Annotated in this window: 17 protein-coding genes; 8 read left to right on the top strand and 9 right to left on the bottom strand. The window is 50.9% G+C overall.

Annotated elements, in window-relative coordinates; all coding sequences use genetic code 11:
* Positions 1-108: 108 nt before the first annotated feature.
* Entirely contained in the window at positions 109-825 is a 717-nt protein-coding gene (locus FrondiHNR_RS03995) for an acyl-ACP--UDP-N- acetylglucosamine O-acyltransferase (RefSeq protein WP_279353962.1), read from the bottom strand.
* Positions 826-948: 123 nt separating this feature from the next.
* Between FrondiHNR_RS03995 and FrondiHNR_RS03990 the strand changes: the two genes are divergently transcribed.
* The 3 genes from FrondiHNR_RS03990 to FrondiHNR_RS03980 are packed head-to-tail and all read left to right on the top strand — an operon-like array spanning position 949 to position 4,040.
* Positions 949-2,055 (top strand): DegT/DnrJ/EryC1/StrS family aminotransferase, encoded by a 1,107-nt coding sequence (locus FrondiHNR_RS03990; protein ID WP_279353961.1) that lies wholly within the window; start codon positions 949-951, stop codon positions 2,053-2,055.
* The gene (locus tag FrondiHNR_RS03985; RefSeq protein WP_279353960.1) at positions 2,052-3,020 is read left to right on the top strand and encodes a Gfo/Idh/MocA family oxidoreductase; all 969 of its coding nucleotides are present in this window, start codon (positions 2,052-2,054) and stop codon (positions 3,018-3,020) included. Before FrondiHNR_RS03990 ends, FrondiHNR_RS03985 begins: the two co-directional genes overlap by 4 nt.
* A gap of 9 nt (positions 3,021-3,029) precedes the next feature.
* Positions 3,030-4,040 (top strand): lysylphosphatidylglycerol synthase domain-containing protein, encoded by a 1,011-nt coding sequence (locus tag FrondiHNR_RS03980; RefSeq protein ID WP_279353959.1) that lies wholly within the window; start codon positions 3,030-3,032, stop codon positions 4,038-4,040.
* Here FrondiHNR_RS03980 and FrondiHNR_RS03975 read toward each other — a convergent pair.
* The 3 genes from FrondiHNR_RS03975 to FrondiHNR_RS03965 all read right to left on the bottom strand — a co-directional run bounded on the left by FrondiHNR_RS03975 (position 4,037) and on the right by FrondiHNR_RS03965 (position 6,698).
* On the bottom strand, positions 4,037-4,471 hold the full coding sequence (locus FrondiHNR_RS03975) for an acyltransferase (RefSeq protein ID WP_279353958.1): 435 nt from the start codon (positions 4,469-4,471) through the stop codon (positions 4,037-4,039). The genes FrondiHNR_RS03980 and FrondiHNR_RS03975 overlap by 4 nt on opposite strands.
* Before the next feature lie 111 nt (positions 4,472-4,582).
* Positions 4,583-5,509: an NAD-dependent epimerase/dehydratase family protein gene (locus FrondiHNR_RS03970; protein ID WP_279353957.1), complete on the bottom strand. Its 927-nt coding sequence runs from the start codon at positions 5,507-5,509 to the stop codon at positions 4,583-4,585.
* Positions 5,510-5,576: 67 nt separating this feature from the next.
* Positions 5,577-6,698 (bottom strand): DegT/DnrJ/EryC1/StrS family aminotransferase, encoded by a 1,122-nt coding sequence (locus FrondiHNR_RS03965; protein ID WP_279353956.1) that lies wholly within the window; start codon positions 6,696-6,698, stop codon positions 5,577-5,579.
* 143 nt (positions 6,699-6,841) lie between these two features.
* On the opposite strand from FrondiHNR_RS03965, the gene lhgO reads away from it, so the two are divergent.
* On the top strand, positions 6,842-8,023 hold the full coding sequence (gene lhgO, locus FrondiHNR_RS03960; protein WP_279353955.1) for an L-2-hydroxyglutarate oxidase: 1,182 nt from the start codon (positions 6,842-6,844) through the stop codon (positions 8,021-8,023).
* A 143-nt stretch (positions 8,024-8,166) separates the two neighbouring features.
* Complete coding sequence (locus FrondiHNR_RS03955; RefSeq protein ID WP_279353954.1) at positions 8,167-9,375, top strand: glycosyltransferase family 4 protein; 1,209 nt, start codon at positions 8,167-8,169, stop codon at positions 9,373-9,375.
* Positions 9,376-9,503: 128 nt separating this feature from the next.
* On the opposite strand, the gene FrondiHNR_RS03950 is transcribed toward FrondiHNR_RS03955, so the two are convergent.
* From FrondiHNR_RS03950 to FrondiHNR_RS03940, 3 genes are all read right to left on the bottom strand, one after another.
* Entirely contained in the window at positions 9,504-12,020 is a 2,517-nt protein-coding gene (locus FrondiHNR_RS03950) for a glycosyltransferase (protein ID WP_279353953.1), read from the bottom strand.
* Positions 12,021-12,256: 236 nt separating this feature from the next.
* Positions 12,257-13,441 (bottom strand): acyltransferase, encoded by a 1,185-nt coding sequence (locus FrondiHNR_RS03945; RefSeq protein WP_279353952.1) that lies wholly within the window; start codon positions 13,439-13,441, stop codon positions 12,257-12,259.
* Positions 13,425-14,369 carry an NAD-dependent epimerase/dehydratase family protein gene (locus FrondiHNR_RS03940; protein WP_279353951.1) on the bottom strand — a complete coding sequence of 315 codons (945 nt, stop codon included), beginning with the start codon at positions 14,367-14,369 and terminating at the stop codon, positions 13,425-13,427. The genes FrondiHNR_RS03945 and FrondiHNR_RS03940 overlap by 17 nt, the downstream gene beginning before the upstream one ends.
* 1,371 nt (positions 14,370-15,740) lie before the next feature.
* On the opposite strand from FrondiHNR_RS03940, the gene FrondiHNR_RS03935 reads away from it, so the two are divergent.
* The 3 genes from FrondiHNR_RS03935 (at position 15,741) to FrondiHNR_RS03925 (ending at position 19,121) form a co-directional block, all read left to right on the top strand.
* Positions 15,741-16,856, top strand: coding sequence for an NAD-dependent epimerase/dehydratase family protein (locus tag FrondiHNR_RS03935; RefSeq protein WP_279353950.1), 1,116 nt, complete (start codon positions 15,741-15,743; stop codon positions 16,854-16,856).
* Positions 16,857-16,939: 83 nt separating this feature from the next.
* Complete coding sequence (locus FrondiHNR_RS03930) at positions 16,940-17,845, top strand: ABC transporter permease (RefSeq protein WP_279353949.1); 906 nt, start codon at positions 16,940-16,942, stop codon at positions 17,843-17,845.
* 58 nt (positions 17,846-17,903) lie between these two features.
* Positions 17,904-19,121, top strand: coding sequence for an ABC transporter ATP-binding protein (locus FrondiHNR_RS03925; protein ID WP_279353948.1), 1,218 nt, complete (start codon positions 17,904-17,906; stop codon positions 19,119-19,121).
* Positions 19,122-19,164: 43 nt separating this feature from the next.
* On the opposite strand, the gene FrondiHNR_RS03920 is transcribed toward FrondiHNR_RS03925, so the two are convergent.
* The gene (locus FrondiHNR_RS03920) at positions 19,165-20,133 is read right to left on the bottom strand and encodes a hypothetical protein (RefSeq protein ID WP_279353947.1); all 969 of its coding nucleotides are present in this window, start codon (positions 20,131-20,133) and stop codon (positions 19,165-19,167) included.
* Complete coding sequence (locus tag FrondiHNR_RS03915; RefSeq protein WP_279353946.1) at positions 20,130-21,146, bottom strand: glycosyltransferase family 2 protein; 1,017 nt, start codon at positions 21,144-21,146, stop codon at positions 20,130-20,132. The genes FrondiHNR_RS03920 and FrondiHNR_RS03915 overlap by 4 nt, the downstream gene beginning before the upstream one ends.
* Positions 21,147-21,150: the final 4 nt, after the last annotated feature.

The raw sequence follows: 21,150 nt of genomic DNA, 5'->3' as shown, positions 1-21,150 counted from the left end.
ACCGAAGCAGCTGTCCCAAAGCCGTCTTCGCTCACGCACAGCCAACTACTATTGTTGCGCGTACACTTTGTCATAAAGAACCAGAAGGATTCGCACGTTCGTGCCAGCTTAGGAGCCATTGCGCTCTTCCCAATGCGAGATCGCGCTGGAGAGCAAGCCCGGCTTCAACATGTGAGTGGAGAACGCACGAATGATCTCCTCCTGATCAGCCGCCTCCGCAATTGCGTGACGCACGTGCGCGATCTCAACTCCACTGTAGCCTCGCCGTTCCATACCAACGGAATTCACATCCCGCATCTTAGCGGGCACTCCATAAGCGATTACACAGGGAAGAACATCATTAGTGACAACTGCGCCCATTCCTACCATCGCCGTCTGCCCTATATAGCGATGCTGATGCACTTTCACCCCGAGTCCAAGATTCGATGCCTCGCCAAGAACCACGTGACCGGCAAGAAGAACCGACGAGGCCATCGTAACCGAGTCGCCCACATTGCAATCATGCGCGATATAAGATTGGTTCATGATAAAACAGTCATTACCCACCCGGGTAGTTCCGCGCCATCCCTGATGGATTTGGACTCCCTCCCGTATCACATTGCCACTACCGATAATAATCCCGTTACCGCTGGATGCATCCTGCGTTTCTGTCGGGTGTTGCCATGATCGCACCTCAGGGGGTGAACCAATAAACGTGCCAGCCCCAATCCAGTTGTCGTTTCCAAGCACCAAAGGTCCCGTCACAACAGCAAAAGGTCCGATAACATTACCTGTTCCGATAGTAATATCGCCCTGTATTATGGCAGTCGGGTGGATTGAATTCATTGCTATTTCCTTAAATAGGTTATGAGAAACCTGGATTCTGAGAAAACACCGGCACGCAGTAAAGTTTATAAGAGCCACGTTTTCTAGAGCGTGCTCTGTAAAAATGATTTATCAGAGGATTTCATGATTCCTATAACTACAGTACAGTTCGGCATCGAAGAGGAGCAGCGTGTTCTGGAGGTTATTCGTTCCGGCCTCATCGCCCAGGGTCCGGTCGTAGCTGAGTTTGAACAGCGCTTTGCAGAGCTGTGCGGCACAAAACATGCGATCGCCGTTAATAACGGCACCACCGCCTTAATCGCAGCTCTTCAGGTACTAAACCTTCAGCCCGGTGACGAGGTTATTACCTCACCCTTCACCTTTGTGGCTACGCTCAACGCCATCATCGAGGCTGGAGCAACCGCGGTTTTTGCTGATATTCGCGACAACGACTTCAACATAGACCCCACCAAGGTAGAGGCCCTCATAACTGAACGCACCAGGGTTATTGCTCCCGTCCATCTCTACGGACAAACAGCCGACATGAATCCTTTGGTAGAGATAGCAAACAAGCACAACTTAGTGCTACTCGAAGACACCGCTCAGTCACACGCGGCCCGCTATCATGGTAAAGCAGCCGGGAGTTTTGGCATTGGTACGTTCTCGTTTTACGCGACTAAAAATATCACCACCGGAGAGGGGGGCATGATTACCACAAACGATGACAAGATCGCAGACAGCCTCCGTGTACTCCGTAACCAGGGCATGCGGGCACGATATGAATACGAATCGGTTGGTAACAACTATCGCCTCACCGACCTTCAAGCAGCGCTTGCCCTGCCACAACTTGACCGTTATAGTCAGACGATCAAAACTCGCCAGGAGAACGCAGCAAAACTCATCTCTGGCCTGCGCGGTGTACCCGGGATTAAACTTCCCGCCCAGCTACCCGATCGTGAACACGTCTGGCACCAATTCACAGTCCTAATCACTGACGAAACAACGATCACACGCGACGAGTTTGTCGTAGCGCTCAGAGAATACGGGGTCGGATGTGGAGTCTACTATCCCAAAGTGGTCTTTGACTACGATTCTTACCGCTCACACCCTCTTGTACGCGCTTCCGCTGTCCCCGTTGCCACCAGCGTCGCCCTCCAAGCGGTATCGCTTCCCGTTCACGCGCACCTTACCGATGAGAACATTGCCGAGATCGTCACTACCGTTCGCACTGTGCTGGGGGCTACCTCGTGACCGCGAACCCACGCATCGCACTCATCGGAGCCGGAAATATGGGGCGTCTTCACGCCCGTGTTATCAGCCAGTCAAACAGTGCTGAGCTAACCTACATTATTGACCCACGCGAATCAGTCGGGCACCATGTCGCGGAAAGCTACAACACCACCTGGCTTCCCGAACTCCCAGGCCTCAAGAACATCGACGCTGTGGTCATCGCTGCCGCGACAGAGGCTCACTACGAACTCGCCAAACAGGTTCTCGAGCAAGATACTGCCCTGCTCATCGAGAAGCCCATCGCCGATAGTCTGGCTAACACGCAAGAAATTATCACCCTTGCTGATACCCGTGATCTCCCCCTCATGTGCGGACTACTTGAGCGCTATAACCCTGCCGTCATGACAGCCCAAGCGCTCCTTCACGAACCCCTACACATTGTTGCGACTCGGCACTCACCATACACTCCTCGCATCAGAACAGGTGTTGCCTGGGATTTGCTAGTGCACGATGTGGACCTCTCTATTCAGATCATGCAGGATGAGCCCAGCCTGATTGACTCACGTCTTGGCTTCTATCATCCAGATTCGCTACAGAATGCGGAAGATGTCGCAGAAACTCTCTTGGGGTTTGAGCATGGTGGCCTTGCACGTATTTCTGCAAGCCGCATAGGGCAGAAAAAAACACGCGAACTCTCCATATATGAGCAGGAGCGTTTAATCGAGGTAGATCTTCTTCGTCGCGGAATTACCGTTTATCGCCATGTATCGGGTACCGATGTTGATAAGGGACTCGGCTATAGGCAACAAACTATTATAGAGATTCCCGAACTTGTTAGCAGTGAAGAACCCCTCACCGCACAGTTCAATCAATTCCTGCGGGTGCTCAATGACAGCGAAGAAGCCTCACGGGAACGCAAAACCCTTCTCCCTGCCCACCAAGTTGTTGAACAGGTTACACGACAACGCCCGAACAGCACTAAGTGAAAATACTTTATGATCAGCAAATTTAAGGCCGCTGCACCCAAAATATTTTTAGTGCTTCGCTATCTCCTCCTCGCGGCTGTTATTGGGTTTGCTCTCTACTACCTCGTGAGCCAGTGGTCTGAGGTTTCCAAGGCGCTCAAGCTTATTTCCTGGCCATCCCTCCTGGTATCTTTCTTTTTTCTCCTGAGCGGCCTATTCGCTGGAACCATGAGTTGGGTAAGCGTACTTAACGGTTTGGGAGCCCCCGTATCCGTACCGCGCGGTGCACAGATTATGCTCGTCGGTCAGCTCGGGAAATACGTCCCCGGCTCGGTTTGGTCATACCTGATGCAGATGGAACTCGGACGTCAATACGGAATTTCACGGCCCAGGATACTCATCACGAGCCTCTATGCTGCGGGTATAGGTGTTGTCGCCTCACTCCTACTGGGCGCGTTAGCTTTACCAGCTGTTATCCAATATCAGCGCGAACTACTATGGCTATTTGCTCTTCTTCCCGTGGGGCTCACCTGCCTGCATCCCAGGGTGATGACCTGGTTAGCTAGCCTAGTTCTCAAAATTTTCCGTCGACCACCACTCGACCATATCGTGTCGTTTAAGACGGTCTCTTCAGCCCTGGGCTGGGCGCTATTTAGTTACTTAGCCTACGGTGGTCACCTCTGGATCCTCGTGAATTCGTTAGATTCCCCGACTTTCATGTCTTTTATCCTTCTCACCGGGGCTATCAGCCTAGGATTCACGATAAGTCTTTTTGCTTTTATACTCCCGTCCGGTGTGGGAATACGCGAGGTTGTCCTGGTTGGGAGCATGGCTCTCATTATCACTGCTAGTCAAGCCACAGCGATCACCCTGGTCTCACGTGTCATGTTTACACTTGCCGACCTAGCAGCAGCGGGTATTGCAGTTCTTACGGTGGTAATTCTTAAAAAACGTCTGCCCGCCACAACTAATGAGTATGCTGAACCAACAACCACCGCAGCGAATGCTCAAAATACCCGCAAAAAGATAGGGCTCGGCTAGGTAAGAGGAACAGTAACGATCTGTGGGACAATCGGATCTGAGAGATCAACAATTCCGGTTTTTCGAGCTGGCACCCCCGACACAACGGTCCGCGCAGCTACATCGCGGGTAACAACGGCACCGGCCGCAATAATTGCCTCATCACCTATTGTGACGCCCATCGAGATAACCGCGTTTGCCCCGATAAAGACCCTGTCACCAACCGTCACCGAAGCTCGGTCCACAGCATTGTACTTGCGCCCTGAGACACAGCGTTTTGCGCTACTGTGCGTATAAATATGCACGCCAGAAGCGATATCGCATCCTTTCCCAATGGTAAGCCCCCCCGAGGCGTCAATGAGAGTAAAGGCGCCGATCCACGTTCCCTCACCAATGACCGGTTCTCCGATAATCCAAGCAAGCTCATTGTAGGGGTTAGCTGGAAAGCTCATTCTTCATTCCTTCAATAGATTGTTGAGATGCTCCACTTGTCGCAAACACCCAAGGCGGCAGATACACGGTACCAGCCGCCTTTGAACGTTGAAAAAACCAGCCGGTCAAGCCTAGGAGTTCTGAATCAGTGCAGTCATACCTTCCCCCACGGCAATAGTGGGTTCAAAACCGATAATTTCTTTAGCACGTGTGGTATCAGCGGCGCGACGTGACACGATCACATCGCGCGGGTTGAACTGAGGCTCAACGTCAACGCCAACAGCATCGATAAGAATGCGGGCAAGCTCGGCCACCGTGGTGTCTATACCTGTACCTACGTTAATGGCAACGTTCGCTTTTTCTGACTCGAGTGCGAGCACCACGGCACGAGCGATGTCCTTCACATGGATAAAGTCCATGGATTGCTTGCCCTCACCATCGATAATGGGCGCCTCACCATTTTTAAGACGGTTAACAAAATGGTTAATAACCGAGGTGTAGTAAGCGGTGGTCTTTTGCCCCTCACCGTACACGTTGAAGAAGCGTAATGCAATCCAGGAAAGCCCGCTGCGGCGCTGATAGTACTTGAGCATGTCCTCGCCCGTACGCTTTCCGATGCAGTAGGGAGTAATGGGGTCGAGCTCATCATCTTCGTGCATGGGCAGCTTCTTGGGGTCACCGTAAACCGATGCGCTCGAAGCATAGACGATTCGCTCAACCCCGAGATCAGCAGCTGCGGCAAAAACGTTGTGCGATCCGTCAACGTTGATGGCAAAGGATGAGTAGGGGTCTGCCTGGCTCTTGTTGATGGAGTCGGCAGCGAGGTGAACCACCTTATCGCAGCCTTTCATTGCATCATAGATTGCCGCACCGTAACGGATATCCTGATCAACAACCTCAATGCCGCGGTCAGCGACTAATTGATTTGCGCGATCACGATCTCCACGAACCATATTATCGAAGATGCGGATATCATATCCCTTGTCAAGAAGTTGCTCGACAACGTGCAACCCGATAAAGCCTGCACCGCCAATAACCAGTACTTTTTTCTTGGCCATAATTATTCTGTAGTCCTCTTTTTATCTTTTGATGTACAAATTGTGGTTATAAATCGCAGCACTGGCACTATTTCAAAGCAACTGCCAGTACGTCCATAACACGCTCAGTCTCTATCTCTGTGAGGTTGGCGTGCATGGGAATGGCCAGGTGACGCTTAAATAGGTCGGCCGAAACAGGAAGGCTCCGATCAAAAGTGTAAACCGGCTGGAGGTGTGACGCATAGGTTCCAAAATTGCACTGAATACCGTGCGTTTTAAGGTAGGTAGCTAGTTGCCCGCGGTCGACATCGGGGTCGAGGGTCACCACGTAGGACTGCCACGGGTGTTCCCTATCGTCGAGGGCGACGGGAGCACTCACACGATCAATCGATTTAAGCCGCTCGTGATAGTAAGCAGCCACCGCACGACGGTTATTCAGCAGCGTGGGAAGACGATCAAGCTGAGCGAGCATCATGGCGGCGGCTACGTCGGAGAGACGGTAGTTATATCCAGCCTCGTCAAAGCTGGGCTGGGGCAGGTCTGTGCTTCCCTCACGAGTAACGGTAGGTGCGATTCCGTAAGTGTGAAGTTTACGAGCGTGCTCAGTCAACTCAGCGTTATCAGTGGTTAAGGCTCCGCCCTCACCAGCGGTAATGCCCTTACGCCCGTGAAAGCTAAAGGTGGCAATGTCGGCGAGGCTTCCGGCAGGCCGCCCCTTGTAGGTTGCGCCGGCGCTGCAAGCGCCGTCTTCCATGAGCCAGAGGCCGTGCTTATCAGCTATTTTACGAAGTTCATCGTAGTCCGCTGGCTGCCCAAACACATCAACCGCAAGGATGCCCACGGTACGCGGAGTGATAGCAGCCTCAACCTGAGCGGGATCAATGCTCCAGATATCGGGACGAATGTCCACGAAGACCGGGGTGGCGCCGGTCCAGACAACGGAATGGCCGGTAGCCGGAAAGGTGTAGTCACCAACGATAACCTCGTCGCCGGGTTTCACACCCAACACTTTCAATCCCAAGAACAGAGAAGCACCGCAATTACTTGTTGCAAGAACATTCGATACACCAGTTATCTGCGCAAATCTACTCTCGAACTCTTGACAGGTGGGTCCCGCACCTGAGAGCCATCCCGATTCAAAAACTTTTGCAATTGCCTGAAGCTCTTCGTCACCTACGGTTGGTTGTCCGAGTGCGATTGTGCTGTTCAAAATTACCTCGTGCTATCTTTGGTCTGGGTGTTTAGTCCATATTTTATGTTTATCATCCTACCCTCAGCACCACCAAGCAAGGCCCAACTGCTCCCATTCTGCAGACATATTTTCTATGAAAAACTAAGGTATCTCACTCGAACATGGATTCTTCTCCCAGCATAATTATCATCGGCGGTGGAATTATCGGCTTAGCTGTTGCCGAATTAGCCTCTCGCAGCGGCTACAGCGTTACGCTTCTCGAAAAAGAGCCTACGTGGGCTACACACCAAACAGGGCATAATTCCGGAGTGATCCACGCTGGACCCTACTATGCCCCAGGTTCCCTCAAAGCAGTGATGTGCACGGTGGGAAATAGTTCCATGGTCAGGTTTGCCGAAGAAAACGGAATACAACACGATGTGTGCGGAAAACTCATCGTAGCGGTTACGGAGGAGGAGATTCCTCGCCTTGAGGTACTTGCGCAAAGGGCCGCGGCCAACGGTACCCACTCACGCATGATCTCCGCCTCCGAGGCCCGCGAATACGAGCCTGAAGTATCGGCGGTTCAGGCGCTCCGTGTTGAATCAACCGGAATTATTAACTACACCGATGTTTCCAACGCCCTGGCACAGCTGGCACAAAAACAGGGCGCAGATCTCATGACAAACGCCGAGGTTACGGGAATCCGCCAACAAAACGACAAAACACACGTTGTCCATTCACAGGGTGAAGTCACAGCAGATTTCCTCATTAACTGCGCGGGCCTCCAGAGTGATCGCATTGCTCGGATGGCAGGACTCACACCGGAGGCACGCATCGTGCCCTTTCGAGGCGAATACTACGAGTTAACCCCGGAACGTCGTCACCTCGTTCGAGGTCTCATCTATCCGGTTCCAGACCCGGAGCTACCCTTTCTTGGCGTCCACCTGACAAAAATGATCAATGGCTCTGTTCACGCGGGACCAAACGCAGTGCTTGCACTTGCCCGCGAAGGGTACACGTGGAAAGATATCAGCGTCAAAGACTCCTTTGAGTCAATGACGTACCCGGGCTTTCTCCGTCTTGCCTCCAAAAACATTACTAATGGAGCAGGAGAAATCATCCGTTCTCTTTCGCGTCGGGTCTTCGCCAGGAGTCTTGCTCGTCTTGTTCCGGACATCACGTCGGCAGATCTTCTTCCTTCCGCCTCCGGTATCCGAGCACAGGCGCTGCTGCGTGACGGTTCCCTCGCAGACGACTTTATTATCCAGCGCATGGCAAATCAATTACACGTCCTTAACGCCCCCTCTCCCGCCGCTACAAGCTCCCTGGAGATCGCTAAGAATATCGTCGGTAGACTGTAATTTACGACTCCACGCGCGTTCTATTCCCCCATTACTCCCCGCTCCTGTAGTGTGGCTGCCGTCACGGCGTGTAGCAAGCCAGGAACTTCCCGTTACAATAGCCCCTATCTCAGTGGAATTTACAAAAGCCAGAAAGTACATGTATGCGAATTGTTGTTGTAAACAACTTCTTCCCGCCACGCCCCGGTGGCAGTTCCCACCTATCTGAGAGTCTCGCCATCGAGTATGCGCGAGAGGGCAATGAAGTCCTAGTTCTCACCGCGGGCTACAAAAACACTCCGGCCAAAGAAGAACGTGACGGCCTCACGATCATACGAATTCCTTCTTGGCGTCTCCCGAAGAACCCACTCTCAGCAAACTTTGATATCGCTTTTACTATTTCGCCTCGGGTGAAAAAGCGAGTTTTCTCGGTTCTTGACAGTTTCAAGCCAGACATTATTCATCAGCACGGACAATTTTTTGATCTCACCTGGATCTCTGGATGGTGGGCACGAAAGCACAGTGTTCCCACCGTACTGAGTATTCACACGCGCCTCTACAGCCCCAAAGCCATTAACAACACAATCTTTAAGGTTGCAGACGCTATTCTTGTCAAACCCCTGATGAGGTTACATAAACCAAGGCTTGTTGTCATGGATGAACTCATGGACAAGTACATCGATAAACGTTATTCTGGAGCCCACAGAGCTAAAAGCTATATTCCCGTTGGCATTGACCCCAACGCTTTACGCGGAGGAAACGCACAAAAGGGGTTTGAACGCATGGGGCTATCCCCCGATGTTCCAATCATACTTTCTATCGGCCATGTGATCCCGCAGCGTAGCAGAGTTGCGCTGATGGAGGCTCTTCCCCAAATCCTGCAGCACTACCCTGACCTCAAGGTGGTTATTGTTGGCGGCCTCCATGATAAGAAATTTCTCCACAAGGCAGAGGCACTTGGCGTAACGCACGCTGTCCTCACGCTGGGAGCTCAACCCAAAAGCGAAATTCCCGATTACCTGGCAGCCTCAAAGATGGAAATTCACGAGCTGGAAGGCCAGGGGTTTGGCACCGCCAGTTTGGAGGCTCTTGCTGCAGGTGTTCCCGTTGTTGCGTGTGTCCATACCCATAATTTTGTTGAGGTTATTCTCGAAGACCGTAAACACCTCTTCATCACACCGTTTGTAAACGGATCACAGGTTAAAGCAGACCCGAAGAAACTAGCCGACACCGTTATAGAGGTTCTGCGATTATCGGACGAAGCACACCTCGCACTTTCTCGTGCCTCCCAGAAGCTAATCGAAGAAAACTTCACGATTCACAACGTGAGCAAGCAACATCTCGAGGCTTTTCACCAAGACCTCAGCAGCTAAAACAGAAGACTGGACTGTGCCGTTCCCGGTCACCTAGTATGCCAACGAGACGTTTAACGGCCACAGCACGTGAGTATCCTCAAGCTCTACATTCCCAGGCGGTGGCGACACCCCGAAGACGGGTCTAGCTACTTTTTGATCGTCTTCGTTTTAACCTTGATAGCTGTCCGATTACTCAACCTTGCTTTGACCTTGGACGCTAGAACCCGAGGCCCACCATTCTTAAGGTAAAAGACAACAAGTTCTAAATCTCGCCATAGGCCTCGTTTGCGTCTACGAGTGTGACGATTCCCGCCCTTTGTAGCACTCATTACCGCGTGACCGTTCGAGATGCGATCTTCAGCAGGTTTTGCATCGTCTACAAATGCGACGAGGGGCTCCAGAACGTTTCCCCAGAAATACTTCTCGCGAACCTTACGGACGTTTGAACGAGCCTTGGCTATGAACTCATCATCAAAAAGAACCTTTTCAAGGGCTTCAGAGAGTTCGGAAACCGATTCAGATCGCACGACAACACCAAGCTCATAAGAACTGACTAACTCGGCAAAATGATCTCCCTCAGTAACAACCATAGGGAGTTCCGCCCACAAATAATCAAGAATTCGAGTGCGAAAAGAGAAAGTGGTTTCAACATGGGCAAAATGGGTGCTTACTCCGGCGTCTGCCTCCATCAGGTAGTTCTGTCGCTCAGCATACTCGACCCATGAACTATTGAAGAAGATGTTCTTATCAAGGACTCCCAGTTGGGTAGCGAGAGACCTTGATTCCTCAACAATTGACATCTCAGGTACTCCGGGATGTGGGTGCTTTGTCCCCTGGAAGAAAAGACGTACATTTTCTTTGCGCGAACTCAAATCAGCAACCGCACGAATCAGGGTTTCCGGATCAAACCAATTGTAAAGCCCTCCGCTCCACAGCAATAGCTTATCGTCCTTAGCGATACCCGGTAGAACTCCTTTAAGTACGTCTCGGCGGTGAACCGGGGGCTCACGGTCAAGGCCAAAGGGAACAACACTAATGAGGCGCTTAAGGTCAGGATCATCTTTGTAGTTATCGGGATTTATTCGCCCCAGTGCGGCCATCTGTCCCAGATAAAAATGTCGCTGACGTTCTGAAGCACAGAGGAAGAAATCCCCTCGTTCGAGCTGCTCATTTAACACATCAGTAGCAGATGCAACCTGGCGCGTCCACTCTGCGTTGCCGTGCTCTCTGCCCTGTTCTAAATGCTCCAGGTGCATTGGATCATAGATATCGCAGACCAAGATTTTATCCGTCTCGCGGATACACTTGAAAAGCGCCATTGCCAGCCCTTGAAAAACGATAACATCTGCTTCTTTTTCTAAAGCCTTCATTGACCTTTCATCACCAGGTTCAACATGAACGACTTTAAAATCCGCTTCAACATCTCTGACACCCGCAAGAGAAACCAGGGTGACCTCATTAGACACAGAAAGAGCTTCCGCTATATTCCAAGCCCTAATCGCGGGACCGGCCATCTTTGCGCCGATGGGATCCCCGGCGATAACCAAAACATTTTGCGTAGTGGGACCATCTAAAACATCAAAAGCGCTAACAATGTTGTTGTAACCCTTCGAGAAGTGTTTTCCAGGGAATGCTTGCACATCGGTCTCACCAAAAAGCTTCCAGATCACCCTGTCATCAACAACCCTATTGGCCTGTATTTCTTGTCGGGACTTTTGAATGCTGGGAAGCTCCTCGACAAATTGATCAATGCCGTACAGGGTTGCGAGTGTTGTCCTTGAGACCTCTTCGACGGCGTCATCATTGCCACCCTTTCGCAGGTCGAACGATGTCGAATCTAGCTCGCCGCGAGCGACGGCTCTGCGTGCCGCCAGGGCGAAAGCAGCTCCAAGCTGCTCATGCAGTACTTCCTCACCAATATTTTTATAGAGAGTAAACAGAGCATTTCTTTCAAGAAGATAGGTCTCTTTAAAAGAGCCATGTTTGTTCATCGAGGCGTGATGTTTATGATAGGCAAGAGATGACGGTTCATAAACAAAGCGATACCCGGCCAGGTTAAGACGCCAGCCGAGATCGACATCCTCAAAGAACATGAAGTAACGCTCGTCGAATCCACCCAGCTCATCGTATACTTCTCGACGCACAAACATAGCGGCGCCCGTCCCAAAGAGCACGTTAGCAGTCTTATCCGGCACTCTGGGGGCAGGATCACCTGTGAGAGGTTTATAGCCCATGCCATACCAGGTGAGGCCTGCACTAATAAAATCTACTTTTTCGCCCTCCCAGTCCAAGACTTTACTAGCCACAGCTCCGATCTTTGAAGAACGCTTAAACACCGCGATAGCCTCACGTATCCAACCGGAGTCAGGTCTCGCATCATTATTAAGAAAGGCAACAAACTCTCCGGTGCTCTGCTTAACACCCAAGTTACATCCACCCGCAAAACCCAGATTTTCTTCTGTAACGACCAGTTTAATGCCAGAGACCTCAGAACGAAGCCTCTCTTCGCTTCCATCTCCTGAGGCATTTTCGACAACGATAATTTCGAGAAGTTCTTCGGGCCAATCAATATTTTGGAGGTTACTAATCGCTTCAATAGTGTCATCCACACCTTTATAATTTATGAGCACTACCGATACGACATCTTTATGCCATTTAGGCATGGACTACCTCTTCCTTACAAGTGACGAAGCTACCTATGAATCCTAGCAAGATAAAATAACAGGGAAGGCAAATCTTTTCCTCTGGAGTCCCTTGCCTGGTTAGTTGCTATCCTTTCAGGCCTGTCTTCAACGGACAAGCCAGATAAATGCCACCTAACACATGCAAAATTTCGATGCGTATTGAGTCAGTGTATTCGCAATGAACCTGATCGGTCGCAAGCCCGCTGCGTTCGAACTCAGGTCATCTCTGTATTGATTCTAATTTCTCTCGTTTTCGACTCTGCAATTTCTCGTTCTGATGCACGATCCGCATTTCTGCCGGTTGCCGTACGTGTTCGCCTCAGGGCAGGACGTTCGACCAGGTACCAGCTTGCGGTGGCAAACACGGCTGTGATTGCAAGTGCGATGAGCGAAAACGACCAGAGATCAAGAAACGTCAAACCAAACACAACAAGAAGCTGCTGAATCGGGAACGCGTACACGTATACGCCATACGAGATGTCATTGCGGGCGATCCATTCGGGTTGTGGAATCACTGTAGACAGCCACAAAATTCCGTACGCAAGCAGGGGAGCGGTGAGCTGAGCAGCCCACGCTGGGCCGTATCCGATTGAAATTACCACTCCAGCAAGTGAAATGACGCCAGATATCCAGTGCAAACCAATATAGGGCATCAGCACTCGAACGATGGCACCGCCGAGAAAGTAGGGAAGAAGCATCGCGAGCAGACGAAATGACGTGTTGCCATCAAGAAATGACAATACGAAATCAATCTTGATGTAAATGAGCACAGAGATAATGAAGGCCGCAATCAAGGGCCAAACTGAGCTACGAGCTCGGCGCCAGATGAGGAACACTCCCACAACGAGATAGCAGAGAAACTCGTAATAGAGCGTCCAGAGTGAGCCGTTCCAAACGTCTGGGTATGGAACGGTTGCGAGGCTATCACCAATGTCGTACTGACGAACTTCGAGAAACATGTTTTGAAACAGGTAACTGAGTGGACTTGGCGGCGTGCGCAGATATCCCAAAAGTGTGCCACGAGTGACCAGGTGGGCAATAGGCCCAAACAGTACCGCAGTTACGAGTAACACCATTACAAAAGCTGGAAAGATACGTCCGATACGAAGCAGAAGAAAGTTTGCAAAGCGGGTTCGTTGGCGGCTTGCTGTGATGAGATAGCCACTCACCGCGAAAAAACCGGCTACTGCCCATACTCCGAGATGCTTGCCACCCCATATCGGCATTTTTTCGACGTCTATTCCGAGAATGAAGTAGGTGTGCGCGAAAAGCACCGTCGAAGCTAACACCAAACGAATGAGGTTGAGGCTGTTGGTTCTCGGGTCAAGTTGCTTACCGAAAACTGCGGTACTCGCTTGTTTACCGGCCTGTGTTCTGGTTCGGCTATGCGGGCTGGACATCAGGCTGTTCGTTGGTCCAATTGGCAAAGCGGTGTATCCCGTATGCAGGGTCGTGTTGGGGCGTCCAATCGAGCTTTACCTTGGCACGTTCGTTGTCTACCCAAAGATGTCTGACATCGCCAAGACGGTAATCTTCGGTTACGTAAGGAGAAGGGGCGCTGTAGTCTGGGCTGATCAGCTGAGCAGCATCCGGGACTGTATGGACGGTTCCCAAACCGATATTAAGAGGAAGATCGGGAACTGCGGACACATAAGCTGCGGCAACTACAGCCCGGGTGACATCATCGATTAACATAAAATCGCGACGAACAATGCCGTCTTCATAGAGAGAGACCGTCTTTCCCGCCATCGCCATCCGACAAAAGACCGACATGATCCCGATATAAGAACTGATCAGGGAGCGACCTGGGCCGTAGAGGTTTTGTCGTTGAAAGATTGCGGCTTCCAGGTTGAAGGAGCGCTGTCCGGGATAGCTGCTAGTTACTTCTGTATCCTGCCATGCGCCTTCACTATAAATAGCTCGGCTGCTTGTCGGTACGATCCCACCGGGCATCACATCACTACAACGGAACCCGTCGAGCATCTGGGTAGCGCCCACCACATTGACGGTTGCGTATCGTGTAGATTCGGTGAGCGACTGCCCGATACCAGTTTCTGCAGCGAGGTGAACACCTATCTTGGGAGTAAAATTGCTGAGAAGTCGGTTCCAGTCAGATGCCGATCTAACGTCTCCGACGACAAGAGTTGCACGGCTATCCAGCGCCTCTAGCAGGTTTCCCGTCGCGTGGATTTGAGGGTGTAGGTTGTCGAATGCAATTACTTCCGTCGTATTTCGCAGTAGAGATGGGAAGGCTGCGCCAATGAAGCCTGCTCCACCCGTAATCAGCGTACATCCAAGTTGGCACTGGGCCGAAGCCGATTGACTCACTTGTTCTCCTCGAAAATATGTTGCAAAACGGTGCTGACACCCGCGACACTGTTTCAGACTACTCGATACCCCTGCTCCCACGGGAGTAGCTGGGCTGGCTTTGGTCGCGTCTTACGTCCCCGGCCCGGACTCTAGCCGAACGTACAATAACTTAATCGGCAATCTCTAAACTAATAATTGTAAGGACTGCGCTTCCTATGAACACACATTGACTAGCATATCGATCTAGACGAACGAATAGAAAACAAAAAGCCTCGACAAGAACTGGTCGCTCCATCGCATCTCACGGCACCTAGGACAAAGCTCGTCGAGGGTTATGCGCAAGATACATAGAAACTCCCGGTCTCCCTCTCACGAGAACGCGTCCTACACCGTGTTACCGGGGCCCCTTACATAGCGGCGATGCTCGCACCCCCACACATTATTCGGGCGGGGCGTGTTGACACGAAGATACGTCCCCGAGCGGTGCATTCACACCAGCCACGCAGACTCGCCACGGGTAGCGCCGTGACTCATATGATGTGGGAACTGAAACGAAAACGAATTCCGGGGATGATCGCAGGTCAGATACGGTTGGATTTCCCTGACGATTCAGAGTTGTGGATGTGTGCGGAAACAATGTACAGCTTCTTTTATAGGCCCAAGCAAAGACACCGTGCACTGAGATGAGCATCGCTTCGAGGACAGAAATGCCCCGGAAACCCATGAGGTACACGGTGCATTCTTCGCATATTCAGAACCGGGTATTCATCCATGAAAGACCCCGAGAGATCACTAATCGCAGCATGTTTGGGATGGTGAAAACAATATCACTCTCAGGCCCAAAAGTGTTGGTGAGGCTGTTCATACGGAGGTCGAGCAACAGTCGCGCTTTGCGAGTTCGTACTTCTTCGTGGCAGCGAGACACAAATGAGCATCACAACGGCAGGCTACAACGACATTTCCCAAGGGTATAGACCTTCAGCCAGATCAGTGAGGCACAGCTTCAATCGGTTGTTAGTGAGATAAATAATCAATATCGAAATACTTAGGTGGATGACAGGGAAGTAAGTCTTTCAGGAAAAGCTGGAATTATTCATGACTGCGAGATGTTGCACGTCCAAATAAAAATTCGGGGACCGGGCAGACATCGTAATTACTCTCCTCACTCTCGTCCAACATTATGGAACAGAACTTGCTCTGAAGTATTGGCCTCAACTCACCACGACATACAGAAGCCGGACGGACAACCTCTGTGAAATTTTCGCTAGAATGTTACGCGCCACAACAGACAAAACTCAGCACGCCCCGTTTCAATCCACTCGGTTTCCATCGGGTCACCAAACCGCACGATCCTCAGCAGGTACGATAGTCATGAATGAAAGGTGTTCCGTGCCACTCCAACCAGAAGCCAAAATTAGCAGTTCCCAAACCGTTCTTATCACCGGCGGCGCAGGTTTTATCGGTTGCGCCATTTCCGACGAGCTTGTGCGACTATTTGATCGAGTGATCGCAATCGATAATCTACACCCCCAAATACACGAAACCGAACAGCGACCGGTTGCTCTCAACGCCGCTGTTGAGCTAAGGGTGGCAGACGTTACCGATCCTCAAGCCTGGGATACGCTTCTGACCGGGATAGCTCCAGACGTTATTATCCACCTTGCCGCAGAGACCGGGACGGGGCAATCCCTTGAAGAGTCGAGTCGGCACGGTGATGTCAACGTTGGTGGCACAACACAGATGCTCGATGCTCTCAAGCGCGCAAAAGAACAGAGGGGGCAACCATTGCCCACTAGGATCGTTCTTTCCAGCAGCCGGGCAGTCTACGGAGAGGGCGCGTGGAAGAATAAAAAAGATAGCAGTATTTTCTACCCGCGCCAGCGAACCCACTCATCCCTACAACAGGGCGAATGGGATTTCCCAAATGCTGAGCCCACCCCGATGAGCGCTCCGATCGTTTTTCCCGCTCCGGTCAGCGTCTACGGGGCTACCAAACTTGCCCAAGAAAATATTCTGACCGCCTGGTGTAACTCTTTGGGCGTAGAGGCCATGATACTGCGTTTGCAAAACGTTTACGGCCCGGGGCAATCCCTGATCAACCCCTATACCGGCATTATGTCGCTATTCTGTAGAATAGCGATGGGAAACCGGTCGATCCCACTCTATGAAGATGGCGAAGTCAGACGAGACTTTGTTTTTATTGATGATGTAGCCTCCGCCCTGATAGCTGCCGCAACCGTTACTACAAACTCACCAATTCCCCTTGATATCGGTTCAGGCGAGTTTCAAACGATTCGAAGCGCAGCCGAATTAATCGCCCAGCACTATGCGGCGCCTCCCCCACACGTAACAGGAAAGTTCCGAGAGGGAGATGTTCGCCACGCATGGACCAACGTGAACAACGCACAAACCGTCCTCGGCTGGCAACCACAATACACACTGGCACAGGGCATTAACATGCTTGCAACATGGATTGATGAACAACCACATGTAATGCCCGCCTAGCCCGTCCAGAGGGGACCGATCTTATACCTCTATACTTAGACGGGGTTATATCCCTCTGAAAGAAATGAAACACATAGGAGCTTATGCCTAACCAAGAACGCTATGCGGCACTCGAAAAGCAACCGCTCGTGACTGTCGGTGGCGTATCAGCTTCACGTTCGGGGGCATCCCTTATTGCCTCGCTTCGTGATATTTTCGCCCACCGAGACCTGCTTGATCGCCTCATCAAGCGGGATCTAAAGGCGCGTTACAAAGACAGCGCGCTCGGCTTTATCTGGACCCTGATCAAGCCTCTCACGCAATTGGTTATCTATTACTATGTGCTGGGAACGTTCCTCGGAGCTGCCCGTAATATTCCTGAGTTTGCCATCTTTATTTTTGCGGGACTCACTATATACGGGCTATTCAGCGAGATTGTCAGTGGTGGAACCTCCTCAATCGTTGAGAACACCGGCTTGATCAAGAAAATTTACCTCCCCAGAGAAATTTTTCCTCTGGCTTCACTAGGTTCTGCCCTGTTCAACTCAGCAATTCAATTCGGTATTCTGATTCTCGCAACCATTATCCTCGGCTCCTTCCCCTGGAGCGCTAACCTGATCTATCTAGTGCCTTCAGTCCTGTTGATTGTGGTTTTTGCGCTTGCACTCAGTCTTCTGCTTTCGGCAGTCAATGTGTACCTCCGCGATGTTCAATACCTGGTAGAGGTCGCAATGATGGTTCTTATGTGGGCCTCGCCAATCGTGTACTCCTGGGAACTTGTTCACCAGCAATTGGGTAATGGCATCCTCATGAGCATCTACACAAACAACCCCATTACACTCGCTGTGCTTGGTTTTCAGAAGGCAATGTGGACTGCTGGAGCAGACCAGCCCGGGCCAGACAACCTATTTCTCTCACTCTGGGTTGCACTCGGACTAAGCCTGATTGCCCTCTTCGGCACCCACGCGGTTTTCCGTCGTCTCCAGGGTAATTTTGCCCAATTACTCTAGCCCTTTACCTATAATATTCCCACCCCTATCGACATAACAATCAGAAGTAAGGCACGCCATGAAAACCCAGGCTACGCCCACGGTTATTGCTGTTCACGACGTATCAAAACATTTTATGCTGCGCCAGGATAACTCTTTAAAAGAACGCATCGTCACACTCGGACGTAACGGACGAAAACACAAAAAAGAATTCTGGGCACTCAAAAACGTTTCGTTCGAGGTCAACGCTGGAAGCACAGTCGGTCTCATCGGCCACAACGGCTCGGGTAAAAGCACCCTCCTGAAGCTGATTGGAGGAATCCTGAGCACCACGAGCGGAACAGTACAGCACAGGGGACGATTAGCCGCTCTGCTCGAACTCGGCGCAGGGTTCCATCCCGACCTCACCGGCAGGGAGAACGTCTATCTCAATGCTTCAATCCTTGGCCTCACCGGCGAAGAGGTTGATGCCCGATTTGCTGATATACACGCCTTCTCCGAAATAGGAGATTTTATTGACACCCAGGTTAAATTCTACTCGTCGGGAATGTACGTCCGACTTGCCTTTGCGGTTGCCATACACACCGATCCTGACGTGTTGCTGATCGACGAAGTTCTTGCCGTAGGTGACGAGGCCTTCCAGAACAAGTGCCTCGATAAGATCCGCTCTTTCCAAGAAGAAGGCCGCACCATCGTACTCGTCACCCACGCGCTTGGTACGGTACAGAGCATGTGCGATCGAGCGATACTGCTTGATCGCGGCTCAGTCGTGTTCGACGGCAACCCTGACCATGCGGTGGAAGAGTTCCGAAGGTTGCTGGAACAGCAGCGAGTAAGCAGGCTAAGCCCCGAAGAGGCCGCCGCTGAGGCCTCAGGAGGGCTTGTCCTTGGGGCAACCGCAAGACCGCTCTATCGTGAGGCGGATGACTCGCTCGGCGCAGAAGACGATTTGGATATCACCATCGACTTCTCACATCCGAACGGTGCCACAAGCTGGATCGCATCAATAGAGATCACCGACAGTTCCGGTTACCTGGTTTTTGCAACTTCCAGCCAACGGCTTGGTAAAGAACTCAAAGATCTCAATAAAGATCGACGAATCACCTTTATTCTCAAGAAACCAAACTTTGGTCCGGGACAATATTTTGTTCGGATCGGTCTTCTTGATGGTGCTGGTCATCCGATACGCTTCGTGGAGCGTGCGACCTCTTTCGTTCGCGAGGCAGATAGTCGCAGTTCGGGAACCCTGAGCTGCGAGACTGAACTCCTCGACCACGGAGTTATTCCTGGACGATAGGAACTATCGTGCGTGGTCGATTCCCACGTTCACCTCACGCCCCTCAGGAAAGATGATCCATCATTTGGTTCGCTCGAATTCGAACCGAGGATTGAGGGTTAAAGACATCAAGCATTTCCTCACGTGTCGCCAGACTTCTTTCGACAACATTTATAGATTTTCTAATCTCAAGAATTTCACGGGCAGCCTCGGTCGTATTGGAGGGGAGAGCAAATACCGTTTCAAGTCCATTACCAAGCTGCCAGGTATCGTGCCAGAATATAAGCGAACCGGTTGCACCAGCTTCCATGAGAGAGGCTGTATATTTTCCATCAATAAACTCAGGATGCTGAACATCAGTTGCGATATGTACGAAACCATCATACTCAGCGTATTTCTTCATGGTCAGTGTATGACTCAAATAGCCCGCGTGGCTTGGAGCGTCACCCTGTGAAAAAGGTTTATTTCGTCGCCACCTGCGTCCCGAAACGCGCGATAACATCTCCGAGCGCTCCAGTTCCTCATAGTCCTGAGGGTTACGTGGAGGAAAAACCTCATATTTTAACCCTGTTTTCTTCATGACAGACTCACTACGCTGCCAATCTTTCTGAGGGTTATCGTGGGAGACATGAAGAAGCGAATCTAAACGTTGACGAGGACCGGTGAAATTAATCAATTCTAAATCGATCGAAAAAGGGTAGAGAGATACTTTTTGCAAACCTGAATAGGCAATTTCGAGAGGTCCCGGGTTAATAAAAACCTCATCGAAAAACTCTTCAATAATCGAGATCTGATGCTCTCGAAGCTCAATATTTCTCACTGGATTATAGGAGAATCCAGGGAAAAGCACGGCAAATCGGCGCAGCGCAGGAAGTCGAGCTGCCTCATCAAGAGCATCAGGACCAAAGCTCAAAAGAAGCGCATCTGAACGTGGAGCATCGACTAGGTCAAAATAGCGCGCAAACTCCGGAAGTTCCCATCGCAAAAAGTGTCCAGCATTTTTTACATGGATATAGAGAGAGGCACGGATCAACTCGATTCCTTATGGGTGTAAGGAGTGGCATACATAACAGCGACAATATCTTTGATGGCCGCCATCTTTACCCCCGCAAGAGACATTCGGCGAATCAGATTCCAGTCACCGGGTTCCTGGACAATCCAACTCTGCTCATCATAGCGAAAGAAGTCCATGAGCTTCAGGTACATGGCCCCTTGGAAGCTAAACTGACTTATGGAGGGAGGAAAGCTCCAAATACGATTTTCTTCCCCGTTGATAACATTTTTTTGAATAAGGGCACCATATGCAAGTTCAGCGCGCTCCGTGTGCGCTAGTTCCAGCAATTTTTCAAGATGATCAGGGGTAAAAGCATCATCATCATCTAGGGGCGCAATCCAGTCTCCCTGAGCCAGTTCAACCGCCCGATTCATTCCGGGAGAACCAGCAACCATCCAGCGATTATGGGGATTCTCTGGATATGCGCTACGCTGTTCTAGCTCAAAATACCTTATACGTTTATTGCCGAGTTTTTTAATTGCCTGAGCCGTTTTTTCGTTCGGACCATCATTCACAATAACAATCTCAAGATTCTCATAGGTCTGCCGCTGAACAGAGGCGATAGCAACATCGATCAACTCTTCAGTTTTTGTGTAGGAAGCAATCCGAACAGTGATTAACGGCTCTCTGTCTTCAAATACACTTTCATATTCAGGAGACAGCCTCATTGCTGCAAGCTTCTCTCTATTGGCGTCAGTATCATCTCTTACCGACCGAATATTGTCTAGGTGCCATTCATGATGTTGGGCAATTGCGAGAATACCCGCTTGCGCAGCCTCCTGCAGCCGAGCTTTTCTCTGCGATTCAACCCTAATATTTTCTAACTCGTTGTATATGTTCTGAAGCTTTTCAGCGTTGAGTTCTGCCGAGCGCTGGCCAACACCTTTTATTACAGCGAGCTCAGATCGAAGCATAAAAAGTTCGTTATTTACGTGTTCCTCAAAGCTAGTTTTTTCTGTTGGCACAGAATTTTTCATACTTTTTTCATTCATAATA

The sequence above is a fragment of the Lysinibacter sp. HNR genome, from assembly GCF_029760935.1.
In the GTDB taxonomy this organism is placed as follows: domain Bacteria; phylum Actinomycetota; class Actinomycetes; order Actinomycetales; family Microbacteriaceae; genus HNR.
Note: the sequence above shows the minus strand (reverse complement) of the source record. Positions and strands in the feature narration are given on the sequence as shown.

Excerpts from the sequence above, each read along its gene's own strand:
- FrondiHNR_RS03995 (WP_279353962.1), bottom strand. The coding sequence starts at position 825 with ATGAATTCAATCCACCCGACTGCCATAATACAGGGCGATATTACTATC.
- FrondiHNR_RS03975 (WP_279353958.1), bottom strand. The coding sequence starts at position 4,471 with ATGAGCTTTCCAGCTAACCCCTACAATGAGCTTGCTTGGATTATCGGA.
- FrondiHNR_RS03970 (WP_279353957.1), bottom strand. The coding sequence starts at position 5,509 with ATGGCCAAGAAAAAAGTACTGGTTATTGGCGGTGCAGGCTTTATCGGG.
- FrondiHNR_RS03955 (WP_279353954.1), top strand. The coding sequence starts at position 8,167 with ATGCGAATTGTTGTTGTAAACAACTTCTTCCCGCCACGCCCCGGTGGC.
- FrondiHNR_RS03980 (WP_279353959.1), top strand. The coding sequence starts at position 3,030 with ATGATCAGCAAATTTAAGGCCGCTGCACCCAAAATATTTTTAGTGCTT.
- FrondiHNR_RS03990 (WP_279353961.1), top strand. The coding sequence starts at position 949 with ATGATTCCTATAACTACAGTACAGTTCGGCATCGAAGAGGAGCAGCGT.
- FrondiHNR_RS03930 (WP_279353949.1), top strand. The coding sequence starts at position 16,940 with ATGCCTAACCAAGAACGCTATGCGGCACTCGAAAAGCAACCGCTCGTG.
- FrondiHNR_RS03945 (WP_279353952.1), bottom strand. The coding sequence starts at position 13,441 with ATGTCCAGCCCGCATAGCCGAACCAGAACACAGGCCGGTAAACAAGCG.
- FrondiHNR_RS03925 (WP_279353948.1), top strand. The coding sequence starts at position 17,904 with ATGAAAACCCAGGCTACGCCCACGGTTATTGCTGTTCACGACGTATCA.
- lhgO (WP_279353955.1), top strand. The coding sequence starts at position 6,842 with ATGGATTCTTCTCCCAGCATAATTATCATCGGCGGTGGAATTATCGGC.
- FrondiHNR_RS03950 (WP_279353953.1), bottom strand. The coding sequence starts at position 12,020 with ATGCCTAAATGGCATAAAGATGTCGTATCGGTAGTGCTCATAAATTAT.
- FrondiHNR_RS03915 (WP_279353946.1), bottom strand. The coding sequence starts at position 21,146 with ATGAATGAAAAAAGTATGAAAAATTCTGTGCCAACAGAAAAAACTAGC.